Raw genomic sequence first — 23,550 nt, 5'->3', positions numbered from 1 at the left:
CTTTAAGGGGTGCACTTCACTTCGCTTGCGGAGGTTTTTTTGTGGATTTACCTGAGAAACTCAAGAAGAAAGTGTCTATTTTGTGTGTTTTAAGTAGAGAATGGAAGATTATTACCTTTACATTCTCCCCTTCATACCAGATAATAAAAGGTAATACGTTTAAGGGAAAGATAGACGGTTTTCATCTTCAGAGTGAAGATTAAGGAAGGGAAATATGACTACGGGCATCGAGGAAATTTTAAGCAAAGCGAATAGCTATATGTCAAGCGAGGACGTTACTATGCTGGAGCGTGCCTATGATTTAGCACGCAAAGCTCACGAGGGCCAAGTGCGTAAATCTGGGGTGCCTTACATTATGCATCCGATTGCGGTTGCAGGCATTTTGACGGATATGCACATGGATGCAGTAACTGTTGCTGCCGGTTTTCTCCATGATGTTGTGGAAGATACCGATATTACGCTGGATGATTTACGTAAGGAATTCGGATCAGAGGTAGCACATCTGGTAGACGGGGTCACAAAGCTAGAAAAAATTAAATACAAATCCAAAGAAGAGCAGTTAGCGGAAAATCATCGTAAAATGCTTGTAGCCATGGCACAAGATATTCGGGTCATTTTAATTAAATTGGCGGACCGATTGCATAACATGCGTACGTTACGCCATATGTCCGAGGAAAAACAACGTGAAATATCGGATGAAACGCTAGAAATCTTTGCGCCACTGGCTCATCGTTTGGGGATTGCGTTTGTAAAGTGGGAGCTAGAGGATACAGCTCTGCGCTATTTGAATCCGCAGCAATATTATCGGATTGTAAACCTTATGCAGAAGAAACGGACGGAGCGCGAGGAGTACATTTCAGAAGCAAAAGCAATGATTACTGATAAATTACATGAGTTGCATATTGAAGCGGAGATTGCTGGCAGACCTAAGCATATCTACAGCATCTATAAAAAGATGGTGTCACAAAATAAGCAGTTTAATGAAATCTACGACCTGCTGGCTTTACGTATCATTGTGAATGATATTCGTGATTGCTATGCTGTCCTTGGAATTGTGCATACGTTATGGAAGCCTATGCCAGGGCGATTTAAAGATTATATTGCTATGCCAAAGGCCAACATGTATCAATCCCTGCATACCACTGTAATCGGGCCAAAGGGTGAACCATTAGAAGTACAAATTCGCACATGGGATATGCATCGAACAGCAGAGATTGGTATCGCTGCTCACTGGGCCTATAAAGAGGGGAAAGGAGCAGTGCAGGGCTCCTTTGAAGAGAAGATTGGTAATCTCCGTGAGATTATTCAAGGTGGACAAGAAGAGACTCCAAATGCTCAGGAATTCATGGAATCCCTCAAGCAGGATTTATTTTCTGATACGGTATTTGTCTTTACGCCAAAAGGCGATGTGGTGGAGCTTCCAAAAGGCTCGGTTCCTTTGGACTTTGCATATCGCATACATTCGGCTGTCGGCAATCGAACCATTGGTGCTAAAGTGAACGGCAAGATCGTTCCGCTTGATTTTGCGTTGCGTACGGGTGACATTATGGAAATCTTGACTTCCAAACATTCATATGGTCCAAGTCAAGATTGGCTCAAAATAGCAAAGTCTGCCCATGCCCGCAATAAGATCAAGCAATGGTTTAAGAAAGAAAAGCGTGAAGAAAATGTTGCTAAAGGGCTATCCATGATTGAAGCTGAGGTAAAAGCGCGTGGCTTTGATTTAAAAGAGACCATGACTGCCGAGAATTTAAAAGAAGCAGCAGCTAAGTTTAATTTCCAATCTGACGAAGATATGTTTTCTGCTGTCGGATATGGCGGTCTTACTTCGGCACAAGTAGCCAATCGATTGACGGAAAAAATACGTAGGGATCGAGAAGAGCAGCAACAGCAACAGCAGCAAGCCATTCAGGAATTTAAATCTCATGCACCTACCCAGAAGCAGACGCGAAGCGACACGGGTATCCGCGTAGAAGGCGTAGACAATTTGTTGACTCGTATTTCTCGATGTTGTTCGCCGGTCCCAGGTGATGACATTATTGGTTTTATCACAAGAGGACGAGGGGTCTCCATTCATCGCAAGGATTGCCCGAATGTGACGGTGGAAGAGAGTGATCGACTCATACCTGTACAATGGGAAGGTGACCAGAAACAAAACTACAATGTAGATATAGAAATCACTGGCCATGATCGCACAGGCTTATTAAACGATGTGCTACATGTAGTTGGGGAAACGAAAACCAATATAGCGGCTGTGAGTGGAAAAGCGGACCGCAATCGGGTAGCTACGATCAACATGACAATCTGTATTAACAACATAGATCATTTGCATCGCGTGGTAGAGCGGATCAAGCGTATCAAAGATATTTATTCCGTTCGTCGAATTCTAAATACCTAGCATATCTTTATTATTATGTGACAGACAGTGGTTCCTTGGAGACACTGTCTTTTCTTTCATAACCATAAATGCTGGCATAAATTCAAAACAACAGAACCGGAGTGATAAGTAGTGCGAGTCGTTGTCCAAAAAGCAAAAGCATCCAGTGTATCCGTAAATGGTGAGGTAGTCGGCAAAATTGAGCAAGGGTTGGTTTTATTAGTCGGTATTACCCATGAGGATACGTTAAAAGATGTAGAGTTTGTAGCAGATAAGGTAGCTAATTTGCGGATTTTTGAAGACGAGGAGGGAAAGATGAATTACTCTGTTCAAGACACAAAGGGGCAAATCTTATCTATTTCCCAATTTACGCTATATGGAGATTGTCGAAAAGGTCGTCGCCCTAATTTCATGGCAGCCGCTCGCCCAGAAGTTGCTGAACCATTATATGAGCAGTTTAATGAGGTGCTACGGAGTAAAGGGCTTCATGTAGAGACGGGGCGGTTTGGTGCAATGATGGATGTGCAGATACATAATCATGGACCGGTGACATTAATTGTTGAAAGTTAATGACAGGTGAAACAAAGGGCTAGTTAATTTGCGTGGCTCGACACCTAGAAAGAAAGCAGCTAGTCTATTTTTTGACTAGCTGCTTTTTGTGTAAAAAACTAGTTTGGATAAACCTGGAAGTAACGAAGTATGCCTCGGAACAACCCTTCCGCCGCATTTTGCTGATGCTGATCGTCACGTACGTTAGCTTCTTCCTGTGGATTGGTTATAAAGCCGATTTCAGCAAGAATAGCTGGTTTTGGATTTTCGCGAATGACATGAAAATCACCAAATCTGGATGTTAAATCCTTATAGTGAGTTGTCGAAACGATCTCTTTTTGAGTCATTTGGGCTAAGTCCATCGATTTTCCTTTGTGATAGTAAAAAATGATGGTACCATTGGTAGCTGCATTAGGATGTGTATTGTGATGGACACTTACAAACATATCCGCATTGTTTTGTACAGCAACCTGAACACGTTGATTCAACGTAAGAGTCGTATCATCGGAACGAGTCATAATCACACGTGCTCCAGAAGCCTCTAAGCGTTGTTTTAGCTTCAGAGCAACCTGTAAGTTAACTTCTTTTTCAAACGTCTTGTACGTCGTCCCTACAGCCCCACTATCTGTTCCACCGTGTCCAGGATCAATTACAATCAATTTGCCTCTCGCTTCATTACCGGTTAAAGGAGGCAGATTTGCTATATCTGTTGATTCATTTTGAACGACCCAGCTCGCGATGTAGGCTGTTGAGTTATCTTTTAGGCGAATTTGATACCAATCGCCCTCTGTTTTGATTACCGAATAGCTTTCTCCTGCTTGTACAGTACCCACCGGTTCATATTGGGTGCCAGGGCCAGAACGAATATTTGTGCCTTCATTTATCACCTTGATTTTCATTTCTGATTGATTATTGCTTGGCACCGAGGGCTGAAGAGAGTTTTGGTTCTTATGTTCATTTGGATCAACTACTCCGAGTGTAGGAGGAGCTTCTGTTGATTTAGTTACTAACCAACTGGCAATCCAACCTGTTTTCCCATCCGGAGTTTTTACCTGAAACCAATTGTTGCTTTGAGACAATACCGGTAGAACCACTCCGTTATTTACTTGGGTGAGGACCTGGCTTGTTGTATTAGCTTGACTTCGAATGTTTACATTATTTGCGGTTACCTTCACCGTAGAGCCTGATGCAGCAGGATTTTGCTGTGTCGGAGGAGGTGTTGCTTGTCCGGTTTTAGGAGCTGCTGGATTAGCAATCCAAGCTGTTGTTCCATTGTACAGGATTTGATCCCATCCATTTGACTCCGAATATTTACTTACCTGATCCCCTGCGCTTAACTGCCCGATAATCATGGCTGAGACATTAGGCTCTGCGTACACGTTGGTTACTGCAGAGATTTTAATACTACTGGTAGATGGTGGCTGTACAGTAGGTTCTACAGGTGGCAATACATTAGCAGGTTGGTTATTCTGACCCGGTGATGTTGTTCCTGGTAGGGGCACTGATGTAGCAGGCGGAGTAGCATGTTTTACAAATTTAGCATTAATCCAGCCTGTTACCTTGTCAGACACCTGAATTTGTGCCCAGACGCCTTCCTTTTTAATCATTTTATAGCTTTTTGTCTTATCCATTACCTGAATGATTTGAGCATCAGTCTTTGGTGCAGTCCGAATGTTTAACATATCAACCGTGCTTTGTAAATAAATCACCTTTGGTGGTTGAGGAGCTGCTTTAATCTCCTGAAGGTATGTATTCAATCCCCAGCCTTGTTTGCCATTCGGTAATTTTACCTGTATCCATTTATCTTTTTTTGATATAACGGTTAGTTTTGTCGACTTAGGCACGGAACTTACGAGTTGATAGTTGGTTCCTGGACCAGAGCGAATGTTTAAATTATCGGCAGTTACCTGCACCTGGCTGGCTGCCCAGACCATTTGGAAGGGGGCGACCAAGCTAGTGAGACACGTTGCAAGTCCGATAATCATCTTCTTGCGAGAAAACACGTTTGTCCCATCCTTTCTGTTTGTAATCATTTCTACGAGCGGAATATCAAATTTTCCACAAAACAATAATCTTCTTCATAGACCTTGGACTTTCCTGCAATTTTCGACAATTTTTTCGAGATGCATGCAAATCTTCCCATGCGGAAACAATAGGGCAAGGAGGGATTAAGCATGCGCCAATCCAATAAAGAACGTTTCGCTCAAGAATTAAACCGTCGCATTTTTTCTGTCGATTTTCATGATTTCTTGCAAAAAGAAGCCATTTTAAACGATGTAGAAATGTCTCAGGAGTTTCATATCAGCATCCGCGAGGTACAAGAACTGCGTCGGCGTGCTAAACAATAGCAAAGTAGCGAAAAGCTGTTAAAGTGTGCAGGAATCAAGCTAGTTACGTTTGATAGGGTCGTAGCTTCATGTAGCGAAAACTAATGATCCAATAGGGAATCTCATGTACCCCTTTTTCGCAATGATTGTGCCAAATCGTTCTGATGAAACGAACGGCTTTCTAAATCCGTTCATTTTTGAAGTGAACAGTTGGTGTCTTCTCTGAAATTGACCACCTTATGCTGGTAAGGTAAGATGAGAAGGATTGCGAAAGAAGCAGGTGAAGGACATGTTGCAAATAAAATGCGTGGGTCATCAGTTCGAACGTGAAATCGGCTTTATTGCCGCACTGTTCTACGAAGATCCCGCGATTCATTATGTACAAGATTGGGAGAATTGCTCCCATCAAGATATTAAGATAGAGCTTTGCTGTGAGTCACAAGCCGATGGCGTCCATGCTACTGGACAGCTATTGTTTGCCGATCAAAAGCATTCGTTTGAGTATGATCGTCCCTATAAGGAGCTTTCCGAAAAAGGTATGCGCAAAACAGCTAAGCAAGCCATTAGCTATACGCTATTAACATTGCTGGAGCGTCATACTGGAATGGAGCAGGGATGGGGCATTTTGACCGGTATTCGACCGACTAAATTGCTTCACAAGATGCTACAATCTGGTTTGAGTCGCGAGGAGGCTCATCGCCAATTACGCGAAGACTATATGGTTCGCCCCCACAAACTACAGCTCTTACAAGAGATAGTGGATCGTCAGCTACATGTTGTTCCTGATTTATATCAAATAGATCGGGAAATCTCTGTCTACATTGGAATCCCATTCTGCCCAACAAAATGTGCGTATTGTACGTTTCCAGCTTATGCGATTGGTGTGCATCGCCAGAATGTAAATCCATTTTTGGCAGGTTTACATGAAGAGATTCGCTCAATAGGTGATTGGTTGACTCGCCAAGACTTGGTAATCACCTCCATTTACTTTGGCGGAGGTACACCTACCAGTATTACTGCTGACGAGTTAGACGAGCTTTTTGTTACACTTTATAAGCATTTTCCTCATATGGATAAAGTGCGTGAACTAACAGTGGAAGCTGGAAGGCCTGATACCATCACTCCTGATAAAATTGAAATCATGAAAAAATGGAAGGTTGACCGTATCAGCATCAATCCGCAGTCGTTTACACAAGAAACCCTTCAAGCGATCGGTCGACACCATACAGTTGAAGAAACCGTGGATAAATATAAATTGGCCATGGAGATGGGTATAACGAACATTAATATGGATTTGATCATAGGGCTGCCAAATGAGGGGATGCAGGAAATGAAGCATTCACTTCAGGAGGTTGAAAAGCTGATGCCTACTTCTCTAACAGTCCATACACTTTCATTTAAACGTGCTTCGGAAATGACCCAAAATAAAGAGAGATATCAGGTAGCTAGCCGTGAAGAGATACTAAGCATGATGGAAGAGACTGAAGAGTGGGCCAAGAAACAAGGATATGTCCCATACTATCTGTATCGACAAAAAAACATTTTGGGCAATCTTGAAAATGTTGGCTATGCGCTACAAGATCAAGATTCTATCTATAACATCGTTATGATGGAGGAAGTGCAAACGGTTCTTGGCTTAGGCTGTGGGGCTGTCTCCAAATTGATGCGGCCTGGTAGCGGTGTATTATCACGTTGGCCAAATCCGAAAGATCCTAAAACCTATAATGATACGTATAAGCAGTTAATCGAGAAAAAGTTGCAGGATTTAGATGCGCTTTACTCTGATAAATAATCGGGTGATTGTATAGTTGACGCTTACTCTCGATTTTGCTATGATCTGTAATATATTTTGATCTGATGACGGGACCAAGTAACCTTTAGACGGATAGCTAGAGAGGAAGCATCGTGGCTGAAAGTGCTTCTCTATTACGGTTAGGCGAATGACCTCCCTGAAGACCCCAGTGAAAGATAGCATTGCTACGAGTAACTGTAAGGCGCGGCATCGGCGTTACGATGAAAATGAAGTGGGATATGATTACATATATATCCAAGCAGGGTGGCACCACGGGAGAAGAATACAATCTCTCGTCCCTGACATGTACGTAAGTTGGGCATGTCAAGGACGGGAGATTTTTTGTGTTTTCTAACAATTATTTTTCCTGACTTGCCCTGTACGGATTCTTTTTATATAGCACGTAAAAAACAAAAAAGGAGAGACTCACATGGCGAAAATCCAAATTCCACGTGGTACACAAGACATTATGCCTGGCACAGTGGAGCTTTGGCAGCACATCGAAGGAAAGATGCGAGATCTTTGCACACGCTACAATTACCAAGAGATCCGGACGCCAATTTTTGAGCAGACAGAACTGTTTAGACGAGGCGTAGGTGAGACTACGGATGTGGTGGAAAAAGAGATGTACAGCGTCGAATCCCGTGGAGAAGGGGATTTCACCTTACGGCCTGAAGGCACAGCAGGGGTTGTGCGCTCTTATGTGGAGAAAAAATTGTATGGTGTTCCCAATCAACCTACGAAACTGTATTACTTAGGGCCAATGTTCCGACATGAACGTCCGCAGGCAGGTCGATTCCGCCAATTCGTTCAATTTGGAGTGGAAGCAATCGGTTCGGCTGATCCTGCAATTGATGCCGAAGTAATTGCTGTGGCAATGCGAATCTATCAAGAATTAGGGCTTACAGGCTTGTCCGTAGAGTTAAACAGTGTAGGAACTCTGGAAGATCGCGCCCGTCACCGTGGAGCATTGCTTGAAGTATTAAATAGTGTACGAGACGAGCTTTGTGAAGATTGCCAATCACGAATTGATCGGAATCCTTTGCGAGTTTTGGATTGCAAAAATAAAAAATGTCAGACCCTTACAAAAGATGCACCTTCTATTTTAGATTATCTAAGTGATGAATCTAAAAAGCATTTTGAAGAGGTGCAGGCATATCTTACTGCAATTAACATTCCGTTCCACATTAACCCGCGTTTGGTGCGTGGTCTTGATTACTACACGCTGACTGCTTTTGAAATAAAAATGGCAGAGATCGGTGCAGTTGAAACGTTATGCGGTGGCGGTCGTTATAATGGGTTGGTTGAACAAATTGGCGGCGAAGATATGCCGGGTATTGGTTTTGCGATGAGTATTGAACGCTTGTTAATGGCTTTAGAATCGCAAAATATTCAATTGCCAATTGAAACGGGGCTAGATGCTTACATCGTTTTACAATCTGAAATAGCAAAAACGAAGGCATTCCAGTTGTTAGATTCTCTGCGTGCTGAGGGTGTTAAGGCAGAGATGGACTATTTAGGCCGTAAAATGAAGGCACAGTTAAAAGCAGCAGATCGTGTAGAAGCGAAGTATGCTGCTATCATTGGCGAATCAGAACTGGAAAAAGGCGTAGTCATGCTAAAAGAACTAGCGACCGGCGAACAGCAGGAAGTAAATTTTGCAGAAGTAAGCGATTGGCTATTGGCTAAACGTTAAGGATATAGAAAAGAGAACGAAATATTGACCTATTGGAGGGACCAACGATGAAATTTGATGTGCGCACTATCTATTGTGGCGAAGTAACCAAAGAACATGTAGAACAAGAGATAATTTTAAATGGTTGGGTTCAAAAGCGCCGTGACCTTGGTGGTGTTATCTTTATTGATCTGCGTGATCGCTCAGGAATTTGCCAAGTGGTGTTTAACCCAGAAGTAAATAAAGAAGCATGGGAAAAAGCAGATCGTGTGCGTAGCGAGTATGTCTTATCTGTAAAAGGTAAGCTGATCAATCGTGAACCGGAAGCAGTGAACCCGAAAATTAAAACTGGCGAATTCGAATTGCTAGCAACGGAGATTACCATTTTAAACGATGCGAAGACCCCTCCGTTCTTAATTGAAGATGAGATTGATGTAGATGAGCAGGTTCGCCTAAAATATCGCTATTTGGACCTTCGTCGTCCTGAAATGCAAAAAGCATTCTACTTACGTTCAAAAGCTACAAAAGCGTTCCGTGATTTCTTGGATCAAAAGGGCTTCCTAGATATTGAAACGCCAATGCTTACGAAGAGCACTCCAGAGGGAGCTCGTGATTACCTAGTTCCATCTCGTGTACACCCAGGTGAATTCTATGCATTGCCGCAGTCTCCTCAGATTTTTAAACAATTATTGATGGTTTCCGGATTCGAGCGCTACTATCAAATCGTACGTTGTTTCCGTGACGAGGACTTGCGCGCTGACCGTCAGCCAGAATTCACTCAAATCGACATTGAAACATCCTTCTTGCCAATGGAACAGCTATTGCCAATGATGGAGGAAATGGTTCAACATGTATTTAAAGAAACAGTTGGTACAGATGTAGGGACATCATTCCCTCGCTTAACGTATGCAGAAGCGATGGATCGCTTTGGCTCTGACAAGCCAGATATTCGTTTTGGCATGGAGTTGACCAACGTATCCGATCTTGTAAAGGATAGCGGCTTTAAAGTATTTGCAAGCACAGTAGAGGCCGGTGGACAAGTAAAAGCGATTAATGCAAAAGGTTGCGGGCATTATTCACGTAAAGATGTTGATGATCTAGGCAAATTCGCTTCACGTTATGGAGCAAAAGGTCTAGCATGGATTGCATTTAAAGATGGCGAAGTAAAAGGGCCAATCGCTAAATTCTTCTCTGAAGAAGAAGTTACAGCAATTAAAGAGCGCTTGCTAGTAGAAGAAGGCGATCTATTGTTGTTCGTAGCTGATAAACCGAAAGTAGTAGCAGATTCTCTAGGTGCTCTGCGCAGCAAGCTAGGTGCTGAATTAGGCTTAATTGACCACAGTAAGTTTGCTTTCCTATGGGTAGTAGATTTCCCATTGGTAGAGTGGGATGAGGAGGCTAAACGTTATGTAGCTCTGCACCATCCATTCACTCGTCCAAAAGACGAAGATTTACATCTGTTTGAAACAGATCCAGGTGCGATTCGCGCACAAGCCTACGACTTAGTTCTAAATGGTTATGAATTGGGCGGCGGCTCCATGCGTATCTACAAGCGTGACGTACAAGAGAAAATGTTTACTGCTCTTGGATTTAGTCCAGAAGAAGCAAGAGAGCAATTTGGCTTCTTAATGGATGCGTTTGAATATGGTACACCTCCACATGGTGGTATCGCACTAGGTTTAGACCGCTTGGTAATGTTGCTTGCTGGACGTACGAATTTACGCGAAGTAATTGCTTTCCCGAAAACAGCAAGCGCTAGTGACCTAATGGTTAACGCTCCAAGTGAAGTAGACGAAAGTCAATTGAAACAGTTGTTTATTGCGACTATTGAAGAAGAGAAAAAAGAAGAAGTAACAAACAAATAACAAACAAGTAAATTTACTTGGGCAAATGGGTCCAACCAAGGCAAGGAGTGTTTTGGTTGGACCTGTTTTTTGTTTGCTTTGTAGAATTCAATGTGCTAGCATATGTCTGATTCGTAAACTGCTTAGAGTCCTAGTGGAATAATAGGAATTGAATATCAGCCTATTGATAGGTATAATCGGAATGTCACTATTTTTATGATTGTATAAAAAGTATAAATCTGAGAAGATTACTAGGTCATATATGGATGACATGAAATTGTAATTATAGATGGAATGCTACTTACAAAATAGATGAATGTAGGAAAGGTTGTTAGTGAACATGTTACATCAATTCTCGCGTTGTGAACTGGCATTTGGTCCAGAGGGCTTGGAGAAAATGAGAAACAGTACTGTTGCTGTGCTTGGTGTCGGTGGAGTAGGGTCCTTCACAGTAGAAGCTTTAGCACGTACTGGCGTAGGAAAACTGATCCTAATTGATAAAGATGACGTTGACATCACAAACATTAATAGACAAATTCATGCTACTTTACACACGATTGGCCAACAAAAAACAGAGCTAATGAAAGAGCGTATCCACTCCATTAATCCAGAGTGCGAGGTAGTCACGCTTCAGATGTTCTATGACGATGAAACAGCTCCTCGTCTATTCGAGCATAAGCTAGATTATATTGTTGATGCGATGGATACCGTATCTGCAAAAATTCATGTTATCCTGGAAGCAAAAAAACGTAATATCCCAATCATCTCTAGTATGGGGGCAGCTAATAAGATGGACCCAACGCGTTTTGAAGTGGAGGACATCTCTAAAACCAGCTATGACCCCATTGCCAAGGTAATTCGTCGTGAGCTTAAAAAGGCACGCATCTATAAGGGTGTTAAAGTCGTATATTCTAAGGAAATCCCTGTAACAATTCGTACAGATGTACGGGAACAAATTGTTCAAAATCCAGATTCCCCTATTCGTAAAGTAAAACAACCGCCGGCAAGTAATGCATTTGTGCCATCTGTGGCAGGCTTGATTTTAGCTAGTGTGGTTGTTCAAGATATAATTGGTTGGGTACCGAAAAAAGGGTAGCAAAAAAGAGTGACAAGATCGTAGTACGCCTTTTACAAATAAGTGATTAACAATGTTGAAATGGATAGCGCAGAGGCCTTCGGGCTTTTCTGCGCTACTTTCTTTACCCGAAGGAAAGCTCTCTTTTATGTCTTGAAGCAATTGTGATCTATACATGCTATTTAAAGGGTAAGATAATGATTTGATTGATGGTAGTAAGCAATCAGCTTGCCTAGTTACTTACCTTTCGAAACTTGGCGTAGCTTGGTTTTCTAAGTAAAATGAACAGGATGATAGTTTAAGGTTATGGTAACAAAAGACAGATTATAGTTGCAAATCGTTTGAAGAAACCAGATTGGGGTTGAGAAGGATGGATTTATTTTCTTTCGCCCATGAGCAGGAAGATTCCAAAGGGCGCACCAAGCCGCTTGCGGCACGAATGAGACCAAAAAACCTAGATGAAGTAGTCGGTCAACAACATATATTAGCTAAAGGATCACTGCTTCGAAGAGCTATTGAAGCGGATCAAATCTCTTCTTTAATTTTCTACGGCCCCCCGGGCACAGGAAAAACAACTTTAGCAAAAGTCATAGCGCGTACAACTAAATCGCACTTCAGTGAATTAAATGCGGTTACTGCAGGAGTAGCAGACATTCGCCGTATCGTAGAGGAAGCGAAGGATCGCTTAGTAATGAACAACCAACGTACTACGTTATTTATTGATGAGATCCACCGTTTTAATAAATCTCAACAGGATGCGCTGTTGCCCTATGTAGAGGAGGGAACAGTCATTTTGATTGGAGCAACAACAGAAAATCCTTTTTTCGAAGTCAATGCAGCGTTGCTCTCTCGTTCGCAAATTTTTTCCTTGCAATCCCTAACAGATGAGGATTTGGGGCAAGTTATTGATAGAGCATTAACGGATGAGCGTGAAGGGCTTGGAGAATTACGGGTTAAAATGACACCAGAAGCCAAGGAACATCTTATTCACTATGCAGAAGGGGACGCTCGTCGCTTATTAAATGCATTGGAATTAGCAGCAACGACTACACCATTAAATGAAGCAGGAGAGATTGTCATTACGTTGGATGTGGCCGTAGAATCAATCCAGCGTAGAGCTGTCCGCTACGATAAAAGCGGAGATAATCATTACGATACCGTTTCTGCCTTCATTAAGTCTATTAGAGGGTCCGATCCAGATGGCGCATTGTACTGGTTAGCAAGGATGATTGATGCAGGGGAAGATCCGCGTTTTATAGCGCGTCGCTTAATCATCTCTGCATCAGAGGATATTGGTAATGCTGATCCTCAAGCCTTATCCGTTGCCGTATCTTGCTTTCAGGCTCTTGAATTAATTGGTATGCCAGAGGGACGCATTGCCTTAGGACAAGCCACTACCTATCTTGCAACTGCTCCGAAAAGTAATGCAGCTTACATGGGCATTAATCAAGCACTTATGTATGTCCAAAAAGAGGGGCATAAGCCTGTACCTGTTCACTTACGGGATCGCCATTATAAAGGGGCTGCTAGGTTAGGTCACGGGGAAGGGTACCTATATCCGCATAATTATCCCGAAGGCTATGTGAAACAGCGCTATTTGCCTGAGGGTGTAGAAGAGAAATTTTATGAGCCTAAGCAGATAGGATATGAGGCAGAAATTCAAAAGCATCAAGCATCCCGGAACTAACCCCTATTATTCCGATGCCTTTACATTCTTTTGGGAAAAGTTTATATTTATCGTAATAAAAAACAACTAGAGCGTACTGATCATTCTTTGGTTTGAATAAAAAGAAGAACTTCGACCCTCTGAGCAAGAGAGATCGAAGTAATAGCATGCGAGAAGGGTTTCTTACATAGTACACATGACTATGGGCGTTAAAATACTACAGTACATGTAGGAACGAATATTTTTCCAAAAAAATAATGATAAAGGAATCTGTCGGGAAAGTACAAAGCTTTAGTAAGGCAAAAGAAGGCCAATTCATTCTTATTGTTTTTACGTCCGTACATTTCCGCCCGGTTTATTCGGTAAATCTCCGTTCTCATTTGGTTGCTTGCTGTTTTTGCTTGCACCAAATCTTGCTTTGTGAGCAATGGTTCCGGCTGGTACTTCATAAAGAACGTCAGATGGATGGTTTCGTCCACGTTCGGAACGCTTATTGGTTGCCATATAAGCTCACCTCCCTGACCATATTTTGACCGAAAGCAAGCAACTCATGTGCTACAAATTCAGGGAAGTTTGTCAGAGACGTACAGTGAAACATAGAGGAGAGTTGTTAACGTTGAAAATTTCGACTAAGGGACGCTACGGCTTAACGATTATGATGGAGCTAGCCACCCGTCATGGGGACGGCCCTATTTCATTGAAAAGCATTGCTCAGAGGCATGAATTGTCTGAGCATTATTTAGAGCAATTAATCGCTCCCCTGCGAAATGCAGGGTTAGTGAAAAGCATCCGAGGGGCCTATGGTGGATACGTGCTCTCCAAATCACCTGATGATATTACATCGGGAGATATTTTACGAGTGTTAGAAGGTCCAATTAGTCCTGTGGAGTTTGCAGAGGAAGAGGACCCGGCAAAGCGTTATCTATGGTTGCGCATTCGAGATAGTATAACGTCTGTAATTGACTCCACTACATTGCGGGATCTCATCAATTATCAAGATGATGGACGCACTGATAATTATATGTTCTACATTTAGGTTGTTAGATTACAAAGTAGGGGATTAGAACATGAACTCACACGTATATTTAGATAATGCAGCAACGACTCCTGTTCATCCGCAAGTGATAACGGCCATGCAACCATATTTCTCTGAGGTATATGGAAATCCATCCAGTATTCATGGATTTGGCCGTGAAGCACGTAAAGCATTGGAAAAAGCACGGGAAACAATCGCGGACTTTCTCGGGGCTGATCCCAGTCAAATCATTTTTACTAGTGGCGGAACAGAAGCTGATAATATGGCATTGATCGGTGGAGCGCTTGCTAATGAACAAAAAGGTAAACATATTATTACAACTCAGATCGAGCATCATGCGGTATTGCATGCTTGTGAGCATTTAGAGCGGATGGGATTTGAAGTAATGTATTTACCAGTGGATAAAACGGGAATGGTTAGCCTGGACGATGTTAAAAAAGCGATTCGTCCCGATACCATTTTGGTTTCTATTATGTATGGAAACAATGAGGTTGGGACAATTCAACCCATTCAAGAAATAGGGAGCTTTTTACAGGAGCAAGGAATTCTATTTCATTCAGATTGTGTACAAGCTTTTGGTTTATTGCGCATGAAGGCAAATGAGCTACCTGTCGATTTAATTTCTTTATCTGCCCATAAAATCAATGGACCAAAAGGTGTCGGCGCGTTGTGCATGGGACGTAAAACGACAATTACTCCGTATTTACACGGGGGAGCACAGGAACGTAAGCGACGGGCGGGGACTGAAAATCTCGCTGGTATTGTAGGGTTTGCTCAAGCAATCGAGCTAATACGCTCCGACCGGGAGGAGCGTCGACAAAAATATTTAGATATGCGTGAAGCTATGCTGCAGGTTTTTAGGGAAGCAGGTATTGCTTTTGAGGTAAATGGTCATCAGGAACAATTTTTGCCCCACATTTTAAATGTTAGCTTTTTAGGGGTAAATACGGAGACAATGCTGTTTAATCTGGATTTGGTTGGTATTGCAGCAGCAAGTGGTTCTGCATGTACATCAGGCTCGTTGGAGGTATCTCATGTGCTTACAGCTATGAATTTGCCCGAGGAGCGCTCACATACAGCTATACGCTTTAGTTTTGGCATGACCAACACAAAAGAAGAAGTAACAACAGCAGCTCAAAAAATTGTACAGATCGTAAATCGCTTAGTAAAATAAAGAATAAATATACAGTTTGTTATAAGCTTAATTAGTTGTGAAAGGTTTGGAACGCTTGTTCGAATCAAGTTGTCAAAACCCTTTTCAGCAAAGTACAATAAAGTAGCGCACATCCACTATCACATCGGATAGTGGAATTTTTTTTACGATGGATCTTTACTTATAAAAAGCTTAATAAAGCAGTTCAGCTCAAGGCTTTGCCGGGCTCCAGAAGTCTTCCAAAGCCAAGGCTTTATAGAAAAAGGAGGCGTACTACCGTGCAGCAACAGGCCCTCCCGTTGTTTCGTGAGACCTATATCCGAGGACAAGTAAAACACGAAATTTTTTATAACGAAGAGAACTGGTATGCCATCATTCGTTTTAAAGTGGAAGAGACAACGGAACCGATTAAAGATAAAGAAGTCATTGTTGTAGGGCATTTTCCGCGTCCTCACGAGGATGAGACGTATACCTTTTATGGTGAGTGGAAAGATCATCCTAAATACGGAAAGCAGTATGTGACTGAACGCTACGAGCGTGAAACACCAAAAACCAAGTCGGGTGTTGAAAAGTATTTAGCAAGTGGACTTTTTAGTGGGATTGGCAAAAAGCTGGCAAAGCGGATCGTGGAACATTTAGGAGTCGATGCACTTACCATCATTGCTGAAAATCCCGACGATTTAGCCGCTATTCCAGGTATCTCTCCTAAACGAGCGAAGCAAATCTATGAATCAGTCCTAGAGCATCAATCTTTAGAACGTACCATGGTTTTTTTATACGAATTTGGAATTGGTGTTCATTTAGCTTTACGTATTTATCAAGCTTATAAGCATAATACCATGACTGTATTGACAGAAACTCCATATAAACTCATTGAGGATGTGCAAGGCATCGGTTTTAAACGTGCAGACGAGATTGCCCTATCCACAGGGATTGCGGCATCGTCCCAGGAACGAGTGATGGCAGCATGCCTGTATGGTTTACAAGAAGCCGGTTATAGCGAGGGGCATGTATATTTCCCCCATGAAGAATTAATCACGCGGGCGATTTCGCTATTGACGGAATGCGGCGGACACGTTTTCGAGGCAGAGGATGTAAAGAGCGCGATTGAACAATTGGTAATGGATAACAAAGTACACTGGGAGGAAGAGCGCGTTTATCTTCCGTCCTTGTTTTTTGCAGAGATTGGTCTGGCAAAACGACTTCATTATTTTGCCTCAAGAGAAAATCCTGATAGCTATCCGGCCTCTGAGTTTTACCAAGCGATTGGAAAAGTAGAGGAAGAATTGGGGATTAGCTATGCATCTAAGCAGAGAGAAGCAGTAGAAAAAGCAATGGATTCGGGACTAATGCTACTGACTGGAGGACCTGGTACGGGTAAAACAACAGTCATTAGGGGAATTTGCCATGTTTTTGCAAATTTGCAGGGAATTAGTTTGGACATGAAGAAATATGACACACAAGATAATCCGTTTCCTATTTTACTGGTAGCTCCTACTGGTAGGGCAGCAAAGCGTATGTCTGAGACAACAGGATTGCCAGCGATGACGATTCATCGTCTTCTTGGTTGGAAAGGTGAGAGCTTTGAGCACGATCAAGATAACCCGGTTCGCGGCAAAATGATTATTATTGATGAAATGTCGATGGTAGACGTTTGGCTAGCCAATCAGTTATTCCGCTGTCTCCCGAAGGATATAAATGTTGTGATGGTAGGAGACCCTGATCAATTGCCTTCTGTAGGTCCAGGAAATGTTTTGTTTGATATGCTGGAGTCAAATGTGATTCCGGTTGTCCAACTGACAGACATTTATCGGCAGGCAGAAGAATCCTCCATTATTCGATTAGCTCATGACATTCGGGCGGGAAAAGTACCACAAGATTTACTTGCTCCAACCCAGGATCGGAGATTTTTCACAACTTCGCCACAAAATGTTGTTGAAGTTGTGAAACAAATCTGCTCCAGTTCCGTAAATAAAGGATATACAGCAAAAGATATACAGGTTCTTGCCCCAGTGTACAAAGGGGTAGCTGGTGTGAATCACATCAATGAAGAGCTGCAGCTTCTATTCAACCCGCCTTCGGAACAGAAGCGAGAGGTAACCTTTGGTGAAACGGTTTTTCGGGTAAAGGACAAGGTGCTTCAATTGGTTAATAATGCGGACGAGCAGGTATTCAACGGAGACATGGGTGAAGTCGTTGCTATTTTTCGTCCTACAGAAAATGAGGAAAATGAAGAGCAGCTAGTGGTTTCCTTTGAAGGACGAGAAGTTGTATATCGCCGATCACAATATCACCAGCTTACTTTGGCTTACTGTTGCTCGGTGCACAAATCACAGGGCAGTGAATTTCCAATTGTTATTTTACCTTTGGTACGTAACTATTATCGTATGTTACGCAGAAAATTAATTTACACGGGTGTAACACGTAGCAAGTCATTTTTGCTAATGTGTGGCGATCCAGATGCTTTTCGCATTGCGGTGCAAAATGATGAGGAAGGAATTCGTTATAGCTACTTGCAAGATCGGCTACGTTTGTACGGATAAAGGAAGGTTTGGTTTAGGTGGAACAGTTTTGGCAGGATATAAGGGCATCCCAACCGCAATACTAACATAACGGGAGGAGATGCCCATGAAGAGAGCATTGGACGTAGTAGGCTTGCCAGTTTTGGCCATGAATACCGGCGAAGAAATTGGGATTGTCCGAGATATCCTCTGTGATCTTCACTTGCAAGTCATTGGTCTGGTTTTGCAAGAAGCAGGCTGGTTCCAGCAGGGACGCTATATTCATTCCAACCATATCGGTACAATCGGGGACGATTTCATCACTGTAGAGGACAAGCACGTTGTGACCTCAATGCGCCATCTAGATACGAATCAAATGTTCTGCCTATTTACAGGTGAGCATGCACTAAAAGGAAAACAAGCTGTAACAGAGACCGGTGCTTGGCTAGGAAAAGTGGAAGATGTTTATTTTTCTGTTGACTGGGAAAGGATGGTAGGGTATGAGTTGTCGGACGGGTGGATTGCCGATATTACCGAAGGACGCAAGCGAATTAATGCGACATCGCCTGTATCAATCGGAAACGAACACCTTATTATCCCCAGGCACACCGGATTTAAGGCGCATTAGCGTTTAGGAGGTTATTTTGCATGATGACGTGCCCCAATTGTTCATCAAAAGATATTGGTAAAATTGGAACGAATCAGTACTACTGCTGGAATTGTTATGTTGAGATGAGCATGTCTGGAGACCAGATTTCTTCTATTTATCAGGTAGAAGAAGACGGTTCATTAGAATCGTTAAATGACTTGTTCTTAGATGACCAAGAGCTAAGAGCACAAGCGTAACACCTCAATCTTACCCCATGAGAATCTGAAGGAGGCTGCTAAATGAGACGCGGAATTTTTCGAACTTTGATCATGAGTGGGATCGTAGCTGCTATTGGATATTTGATGAGGTCTAAGCGGAGTCAAAAATTCTTTAGCGATTGGGGAAAAATGAAGTTTTCCCAGCGAGATATTCAGAGACTAGGTCGTTTTGTAAAGCGTTCGTTTGCACGTTAATCCTTTATTCAAACTGGAATGCATGTAATGTGTGGCAGTAGATTTTTACCCATAGAAAAAAGTAATGAAAAGCAACCTGTTTCCTTAGATGGAGCAGGTTGCTTTGTTTTGGATTCAAATAACAGCACTCCCGCATTTTTCCTCTCTGTTTCGCACATCCTACCAAAAGGAGTTTTTAGCAAGGATATGGGGGATATGCCATGGAACAACTGACAAAACAGCCAACACCGCAACAAAAACGCTATCGTTTTTATCATATCACTGTGTCAATTATCTTATTGCTAATGATAGCTAATCTGTTTGTGTTGCTACGCCCTGCATTGAAACCTCTGTATTTTTTGATTGAAGAGGTAACTCTTCCATTTTTTGCGGGGCTTATTATTGCTTATTTGCTGCATCCTGTCGTTGCGGGTTTAGAAAAAAGGAAGGTACCGCGCTTAACGGCTCTTCTTTTGATTTATTTGGGGTTCGTACTACTGGTAGTCATTACTTTGATGAATGCTATTCCGGTTTTTACGAAACAGATGATAGAACTATCAGACGACCTGCCCCGTTTAACGAGCTGGTATGAGACATGGATGCAGGAGTGGGAGGCACATAAATATTTCTTGCCGGATAGTGTCCAGCATGGTGTCGATCGGGCTATTATTCAATCGCAGGAAAAAATGTCGCGGGATATTTCTTCATTTGTGGATGGCGCTAAAAGGACGCTGGGAAAGGTGCTGGGGTATGCGGTTGTTCCCTTTATTGCATTTTATCTATTAAAAGATATGAAAGAAATTCATCGGAGTCTGATCTTATGGGTCCCTCGGAGGTTCCGTCGACAAACCCAAGTAGCCTTGCGAGATATTAACGATTCGCTGGGAAAATATATTCATGGACAAATGGTTGTGTCTCTCATGGTAGGAGTGCTGGTTTTTATTGGATACTGGGCAATTAAGATGCCCTATCCTTTTGTCTTAGCTTGCTTTGTGGCTTTAACCAACATTATTCCCTTTATTGGGCCCTTGATTGGTGCTGTGCCTGCGTTGTTGATTGCCCTTACGATTTCTACTAAACAAGCCTTATTTGTTATAGGGATAAACGTAGTCATACAAATCATTGAAGGGAATATCATTTCGCCCAATATTGTGGGAAAAACACTTCATCTTCATCCGCTCACGATTATTTTTGCTTTGCTTGCAGGAGAAGCGATAGCGGGAGTGGTCGGGATGATCTTGGCTGTACCCGTACTCGCTGTACTAAAAGTGATCATTCAACGCGTTATTTTGATTCGAACTCAAAGTTGACATGACTTAGAAAAAAACACTATAATGACGTTGAAACGTTATTCACTGAAATCAATTATATAGCGACTAGATCGTTGATGGAACGAGTAGGTTGCACCCTTTTCCAAGAGAGGACGCTCCCTGGCTGAAAGAGCATCCAAAAGAAGGACAACCGAAGGCTACTCCGAAGACCGGAAAAACCGGCGGCAGGACCCCGTTATGGTCATGAAAGCGACAGATTCTCTCATAAGACAAGCACTGTTTCAGTGTTGGAGAATGAGAGTTCTGTAAGCAGGGTGGTACCGCGAGACAATAGCTCTCGTCCCTGAGGGGATGAGGGCTTTTTTTATTTGTCTTCTGAAGGTAAGCAAACGTATACAAAGACGATGGTGGACCGAATGAAAAAGAAGTTGGTCATTCCCTCGTGTTGAAAAATAAAGGAGGAAAACAGCATGAAGAAGTTGACAGGTAATCAGGTTCGTCAAATGTATTTAGATTTCTTTGTGAGCAAAGGACATCGAATTGAACCAAGTGCATCTTTAGTACCGGTGGATGACCCATCTTTGTTGTGGATTAACAGTGGGGTAGCTACGTTAAAGAAATATTTTGATGGACGAATTATCCCTGAGAATCCACGCATTACGAATGCCCAAAAATCCATTCGTACAAATGACATTGAAAACGTAGGACGTACAGCGCGTCATCATACCTTCTTTGAGATGCTGGGTAACTTCTCTATCGGGGATTATTTCAAAGTGGAATCTATTCATTGGGCATGGGAGTTCTTGACAAGTCCTGAATGGATTGGTTTTGACCCAGAAAAATTGTCGGTTACAATTCATCCTGAAGATGATGAAGCATTTGAAATTTGGAATAAGGAAATTGGCATACCAGAAGAGAGAATTGTTCGTTTAGAAGGGAACTTCTGGGATATCGGAGAAGGCCCGAGCGGTCCGAATACGGAAATTTTCTATGATCGCGGTGAAGCATTTGGGAATGACCCAAGCGATCCAGAATTGTATCCTGGTGGGGAGAATGAACGTTATTTAGAAGTATGGAATCTAGTATTCTCCCAATTTAACCATAATCCTGATGGTACTTATACTCCATTGCCTAAGAAAAATATTGATACAGGTATGGGCTTGGAGCGTATGGTTTCTATTATCCAAAATGTTGATAACAACTATGAAACAGACCTGTTATTCCCGTTAATTGAACAGACGAGCAAAATTTCAGGTGTATCTTACAAAACCAATGATGAGCTGGATGTCGCACTAAAAGTAATTGCAGATCACGTGCGTACAGTTACGTTTGCTATTGGAGATGGGGCTTTGCCTTCGAATGAAGGCCGCGGTTACGTGCTTCGTCGCTTGCTTCGCCGTGCTGTTCGCATGGGTAAAATGCTTGGAATTCAGAAGCCATTCTTGTACACATTGACTAAAACAGTTGGCGATATGATGGGAGAATTTTACCCAGAAGTGGTTCAAAAACGTGACTTTATCGAACGTGTAATTCGTGCTGAGGAAGAACGCTTCCATGAAACATTGGAGGAAGGTTTGTCCATTTTAGAGGGTATGGTAACAGCTACAAAGGCTTCTGGTGGCAGCCAGCTAAGCGGTCAGGATACCTTTAAATTGTACGACACATACGGCTTCCCAATCGACTTGACAGAGGATTTCGCAATGGAGCATGGTCTTTCTGTTGACCGCGATGGCTTCGAACAGGCAATGGAAGAGCAACGTGAACGCGCTCGTGCAGCTCGTCAGGATGTAGACAGCATGCAGACGCAGGGCGGGCCATTGTCGGAATTAACAGTAGCAAGTGAATTTATCGGGTATACAACATTGTCTACTGACGCTAAAGTTGAAGCAATTATTATTGACAATCAGCTTGTAAAAGAAGCACAAGAGGGTGTTACCTGCCAAGTGGTGCTCGATCGTACACCTTTCTACGCAGAGAGCGGCGGGCAGATTAATGATGAGGGAACTTTGACAGCAGATACGGTTAAAGCACGCGTGATTGACGTACAAAAAGGGCCTCATGGTCAAAACGTTCATCAGGTTCTTATTGAAGCCGGTACGTTGCATGTAGGAGATCAGGTTGCGGCTGAAGTAGACCAACAAGGACGCAACGCTACGATTAAAAACCATACAGCAACGCATTTGCTGCACCAAGCTCTAAAAGATGTTCTAGGAACACATGTAAATCAAGCAGGTTCTTTGGTATCTCCTGAGCGACTTCGCTTTGACTTTACACATATCAGCTCCATTACAGCAGAAGAGCTGGGGCGTATCGAGCAAATCGTAAATGAGCAAATTTGGAGTAACTTACCTGTAAGCATTTCGAACATGAAGATTGCTGAGGCCAAAGAATTGGGTGCGATGGCGCTCTTTGGCGAAAAGTATGGAGACATTGTGCGCGTAGTTAATGTTGAGGGCTTCAGCATTGAGCTGTGCGGTGGTTGCCATGTAGGAAATACAGCGGAGATCGGTCTCTTTAAAATTTTAAGCGAGAGCGGCATTGGGGCTGGCACACGCCGTATTGAAGCGGTGACAGGTCGCGGTGCCTATCAATATTTAAATCAACAGCTAAGCACACTAAAAGAAGTGGCACAAGCGGTTAAGTCACCACAGTTGCATGAAACTCCTGCTCGCGTAGAAGGCGTGTTAGCTCAATTGAAGGAATCACAGCGCGAAGCTGAGTCGCTACGTACAAAATTGGGCAATATTGAAGCAGGAACTCTCACAGAGCAGGTACAAGAAATTAAAGGTGTAAAGCTTTTGGCTACTCAAGTATCTGCAACGGATATGGATAACCTCCGCGGTATGGTCGATGAGCTTAAAAATAAACTAGGCTCTGCTGTAATTGTGCTTGGTTCGGTTGAAGGAGATAAGGTAAACATTGTAGCTGGTGTGACCAAAGACCTGATGAGTCAAGGATTCCATGCCGGTAAAATCGTCAAGGAAGTTGCTACACGTTGCGGCGGCGGCGGTGGCGGTCGCCCTGATATGGCACAAGCGGGTGGTAAGGAACCTGCTAAGTTAGGCGAAGCACTTTCTATTGTTGCAAGTGTAGTCGAAGGACAGGCAGTTGCAAACCAATAGGTAAAACGTCTACAATATAGAGTAATAAGGTGAACTGGATTCATTCGCTTTGCGGGTGAATCCTTTGCCTTTCCGATAAACACGAAAAGTGAGTTATTCATTATATGCTCATTTTTAAATA

General features: G+C 42.7%; 18 protein-coding genes. 16 read left to right on the top strand and 2 right to left on the bottom strand.

Annotated features, from left to right (window positions below):
- Nucleotides 1-214 precede the first annotated feature (214 nt).
- Both AYJ08_RS02580 and dtd read left to right on the top strand, forming a co-directional pair.
- Nucleotides 215-2,398 (top strand): RelA/SpoT family protein, encoded by a 2,184-nt coding sequence (locus AYJ08_RS02580; protein ID WP_064016470.1) that lies wholly within the window; start codon nucleotides 215-217, stop codon nucleotides 2,396-2,398.
- 111 nt (nucleotides 2,399-2,509) lie between these two features.
- Nucleotides 2,510-2,947, top strand: coding sequence for a D-aminoacyl-tRNA deacylase (gene dtd / locus AYJ08_RS02575; RefSeq protein ID WP_064016469.1), 438 nt, complete (start codon nucleotides 2,510-2,512; stop codon nucleotides 2,945-2,947).
- A gap of 98 nt (nucleotides 2,948-3,045) precedes the next feature.
- Here dtd and AYJ08_RS02570 read toward each other — a convergent pair whose 3' ends face one another.
- Nucleotides 3,046-4,929 (bottom strand): N-acetylmuramoyl-L-alanine amidase family protein, encoded by a 1,884-nt coding sequence (locus AYJ08_RS02570; RefSeq protein ID WP_064016471.1) that lies wholly within the window; start codon nucleotides 4,927-4,929, stop codon nucleotides 3,046-3,048.
- 171 nt (nucleotides 4,930-5,100) lie between these two features.
- Here AYJ08_RS02570 and AYJ08_RS23765 point away from each other — a divergent pair, with 171 nt between their 5' ends.
- The 6 genes from AYJ08_RS23765 to AYJ08_RS02545 all read left to right on the top strand — a co-directional run bounded on the left by AYJ08_RS23765 (nucleotide 5,101) and on the right by AYJ08_RS02545 (nucleotide 13,326).
- Nucleotides 5,101-5,274 carry a hypothetical protein gene (locus AYJ08_RS23765; RefSeq protein WP_003338334.1) on the top strand — a complete coding sequence of 58 codons (174 nt, stop codon included), beginning with the start codon at nucleotides 5,101-5,103 and terminating at the stop codon, nucleotides 5,272-5,274.
- A 268-nt stretch (nucleotides 5,275-5,542) separates the two neighbouring features.
- Nucleotides 5,543-7,045, top strand: a complete 1,503-nt coding sequence (locus tag AYJ08_RS02565) for a coproporphyrinogen III oxidase (protein WP_064016468.1) — start codon at nucleotides 5,543-5,545, stop codon at nucleotides 7,043-7,045.
- A 430-nt stretch (nucleotides 7,046-7,475) separates the two neighbouring features.
- Nucleotides 7,476-8,741, top strand: coding sequence for a histidine--tRNA ligase (hisS, locus tag AYJ08_RS02560; protein ID WP_064016467.1), 1,266 nt, complete (start codon nucleotides 7,476-7,478; stop codon nucleotides 8,739-8,741).
- Nucleotides 8,742-8,788: 47 nt separating this feature from the next.
- The gene (aspS, locus tag AYJ08_RS02555) at nucleotides 8,789-10,585 is read left to right on the top strand and encodes an aspartate--tRNA ligase (RefSeq protein ID WP_064016466.1); all 1,797 of its coding nucleotides are present in this window, start codon (nucleotides 8,789-8,791) and stop codon (nucleotides 10,583-10,585) included.
- A gap of 319 nt (nucleotides 10,586-10,904) precedes the next feature.
- Nucleotides 10,905-11,660, top strand: a complete 756-nt coding sequence (locus AYJ08_RS02550) for a tRNA threonylcarbamoyladenosine dehydratase (protein ID WP_031413992.1) — start codon at nucleotides 10,905-10,907, stop codon at nucleotides 11,658-11,660.
- Nucleotides 11,661-12,009: 349 nt separating this feature from the next.
- Nucleotides 12,010-13,326: an AAA family ATPase gene (locus AYJ08_RS02545; RefSeq protein ID WP_064016465.1), complete on the top strand. Its 1,317-nt coding sequence runs from the start codon at nucleotides 12,010-12,012 to the stop codon at nucleotides 13,324-13,326.
- 309 nt (nucleotides 13,327-13,635) lie between these two features.
- Here the strand turns inward: AYJ08_RS02545 and AYJ08_RS23760 are convergent, their stop codons facing one another.
- Nucleotides 13,636-13,809 carry a hypothetical protein gene (locus AYJ08_RS23760; RefSeq protein ID WP_197490567.1) on the bottom strand — a complete coding sequence of 58 codons (174 nt, stop codon included), beginning with the start codon at nucleotides 13,807-13,809 and terminating at the stop codon, nucleotides 13,636-13,638.
- A gap of 112 nt (nucleotides 13,810-13,921) precedes the next feature.
- On the opposite strand from AYJ08_RS23760, the gene cymR reads away from it, so the two are divergent.
- The 8 genes from cymR (at nucleotide 13,922) to alaS (ending at nucleotide 23,429) form a co-directional block, all read left to right on the top strand.
- Nucleotides 13,922-14,341, top strand: coding sequence for a cysteine metabolism transcriptional regulator CymR (gene cymR, locus AYJ08_RS02540; protein WP_003338326.1), 420 nt, complete (start codon nucleotides 13,922-13,924; stop codon nucleotides 14,339-14,341).
- A 31-nt stretch (nucleotides 14,342-14,372) separates the two neighbouring features.
- Nucleotides 14,373-15,515: a cysteine desulfurase family protein gene (locus tag AYJ08_RS02535; RefSeq protein WP_064016464.1), complete on the top strand. Its 1,143-nt coding sequence runs from the start codon at nucleotides 14,373-14,375 to the stop codon at nucleotides 15,513-15,515.
- A 257-nt stretch (nucleotides 15,516-15,772) separates the two neighbouring features.
- Complete coding sequence (gene recD2 / locus AYJ08_RS02530) at nucleotides 15,773-18,037, top strand: SF1B family DNA helicase RecD2 (RefSeq protein ID WP_064016463.1); 2,265 nt, start codon at nucleotides 15,773-15,775, stop codon at nucleotides 18,035-18,037.
- Nucleotides 18,038-18,122: 85 nt separating this feature from the next.
- Nucleotides 18,123-18,623, top strand: a complete 501-nt coding sequence (locus AYJ08_RS02525) for a PRC-barrel domain-containing protein (RefSeq protein ID WP_031413996.1) — start codon at nucleotides 18,123-18,125, stop codon at nucleotides 18,621-18,623.
- 20 nt (nucleotides 18,624-18,643) lie between these two features.
- Nucleotides 18,644-18,841, top strand: coding sequence for a hypothetical protein (locus tag AYJ08_RS02520; RefSeq protein WP_003345362.1), 198 nt, complete (start codon nucleotides 18,644-18,646; stop codon nucleotides 18,839-18,841).
- Nucleotides 18,842-18,883: 42 nt separating this feature from the next.
- Nucleotides 18,884-19,057, top strand: a complete 174-nt coding sequence (locus tag AYJ08_RS23755; protein ID WP_197490566.1) for a hypothetical protein — start codon at nucleotides 18,884-18,886, stop codon at nucleotides 19,055-19,057.
- A 200-nt stretch (nucleotides 19,058-19,257) separates the two neighbouring features.
- A complete protein-coding gene (locus tag AYJ08_RS02515; protein WP_064016462.1) occupies nucleotides 19,258-20,346 on the top strand; it encodes an AI-2E family transporter in 1,089 nt (362 codons plus the stop codon).
- A 431-nt stretch (nucleotides 20,347-20,777) separates the two neighbouring features.
- Nucleotides 20,778-23,429, top strand: a complete 2,652-nt coding sequence (gene alaS / locus AYJ08_RS02510) for an alanine--tRNA ligase (protein ID WP_064016461.1) — start codon at nucleotides 20,778-20,780, stop codon at nucleotides 23,427-23,429.
- Nucleotides 23,430-23,550 lie beyond the last annotated feature (121 nt).

Source organism: Brevibacillus sp. SKDU10 (assembly GCF_001645205.1).
GTDB classification, from domain to species: domain Bacteria; phylum Bacillota; class Bacilli; order Brevibacillales; family Brevibacillaceae; genus Brevibacillus_B; species Brevibacillus_B halotolerans.
Note: the sequence above shows the minus strand (reverse complement) of the source record. Positions and strands in the feature narration are given on the sequence as shown.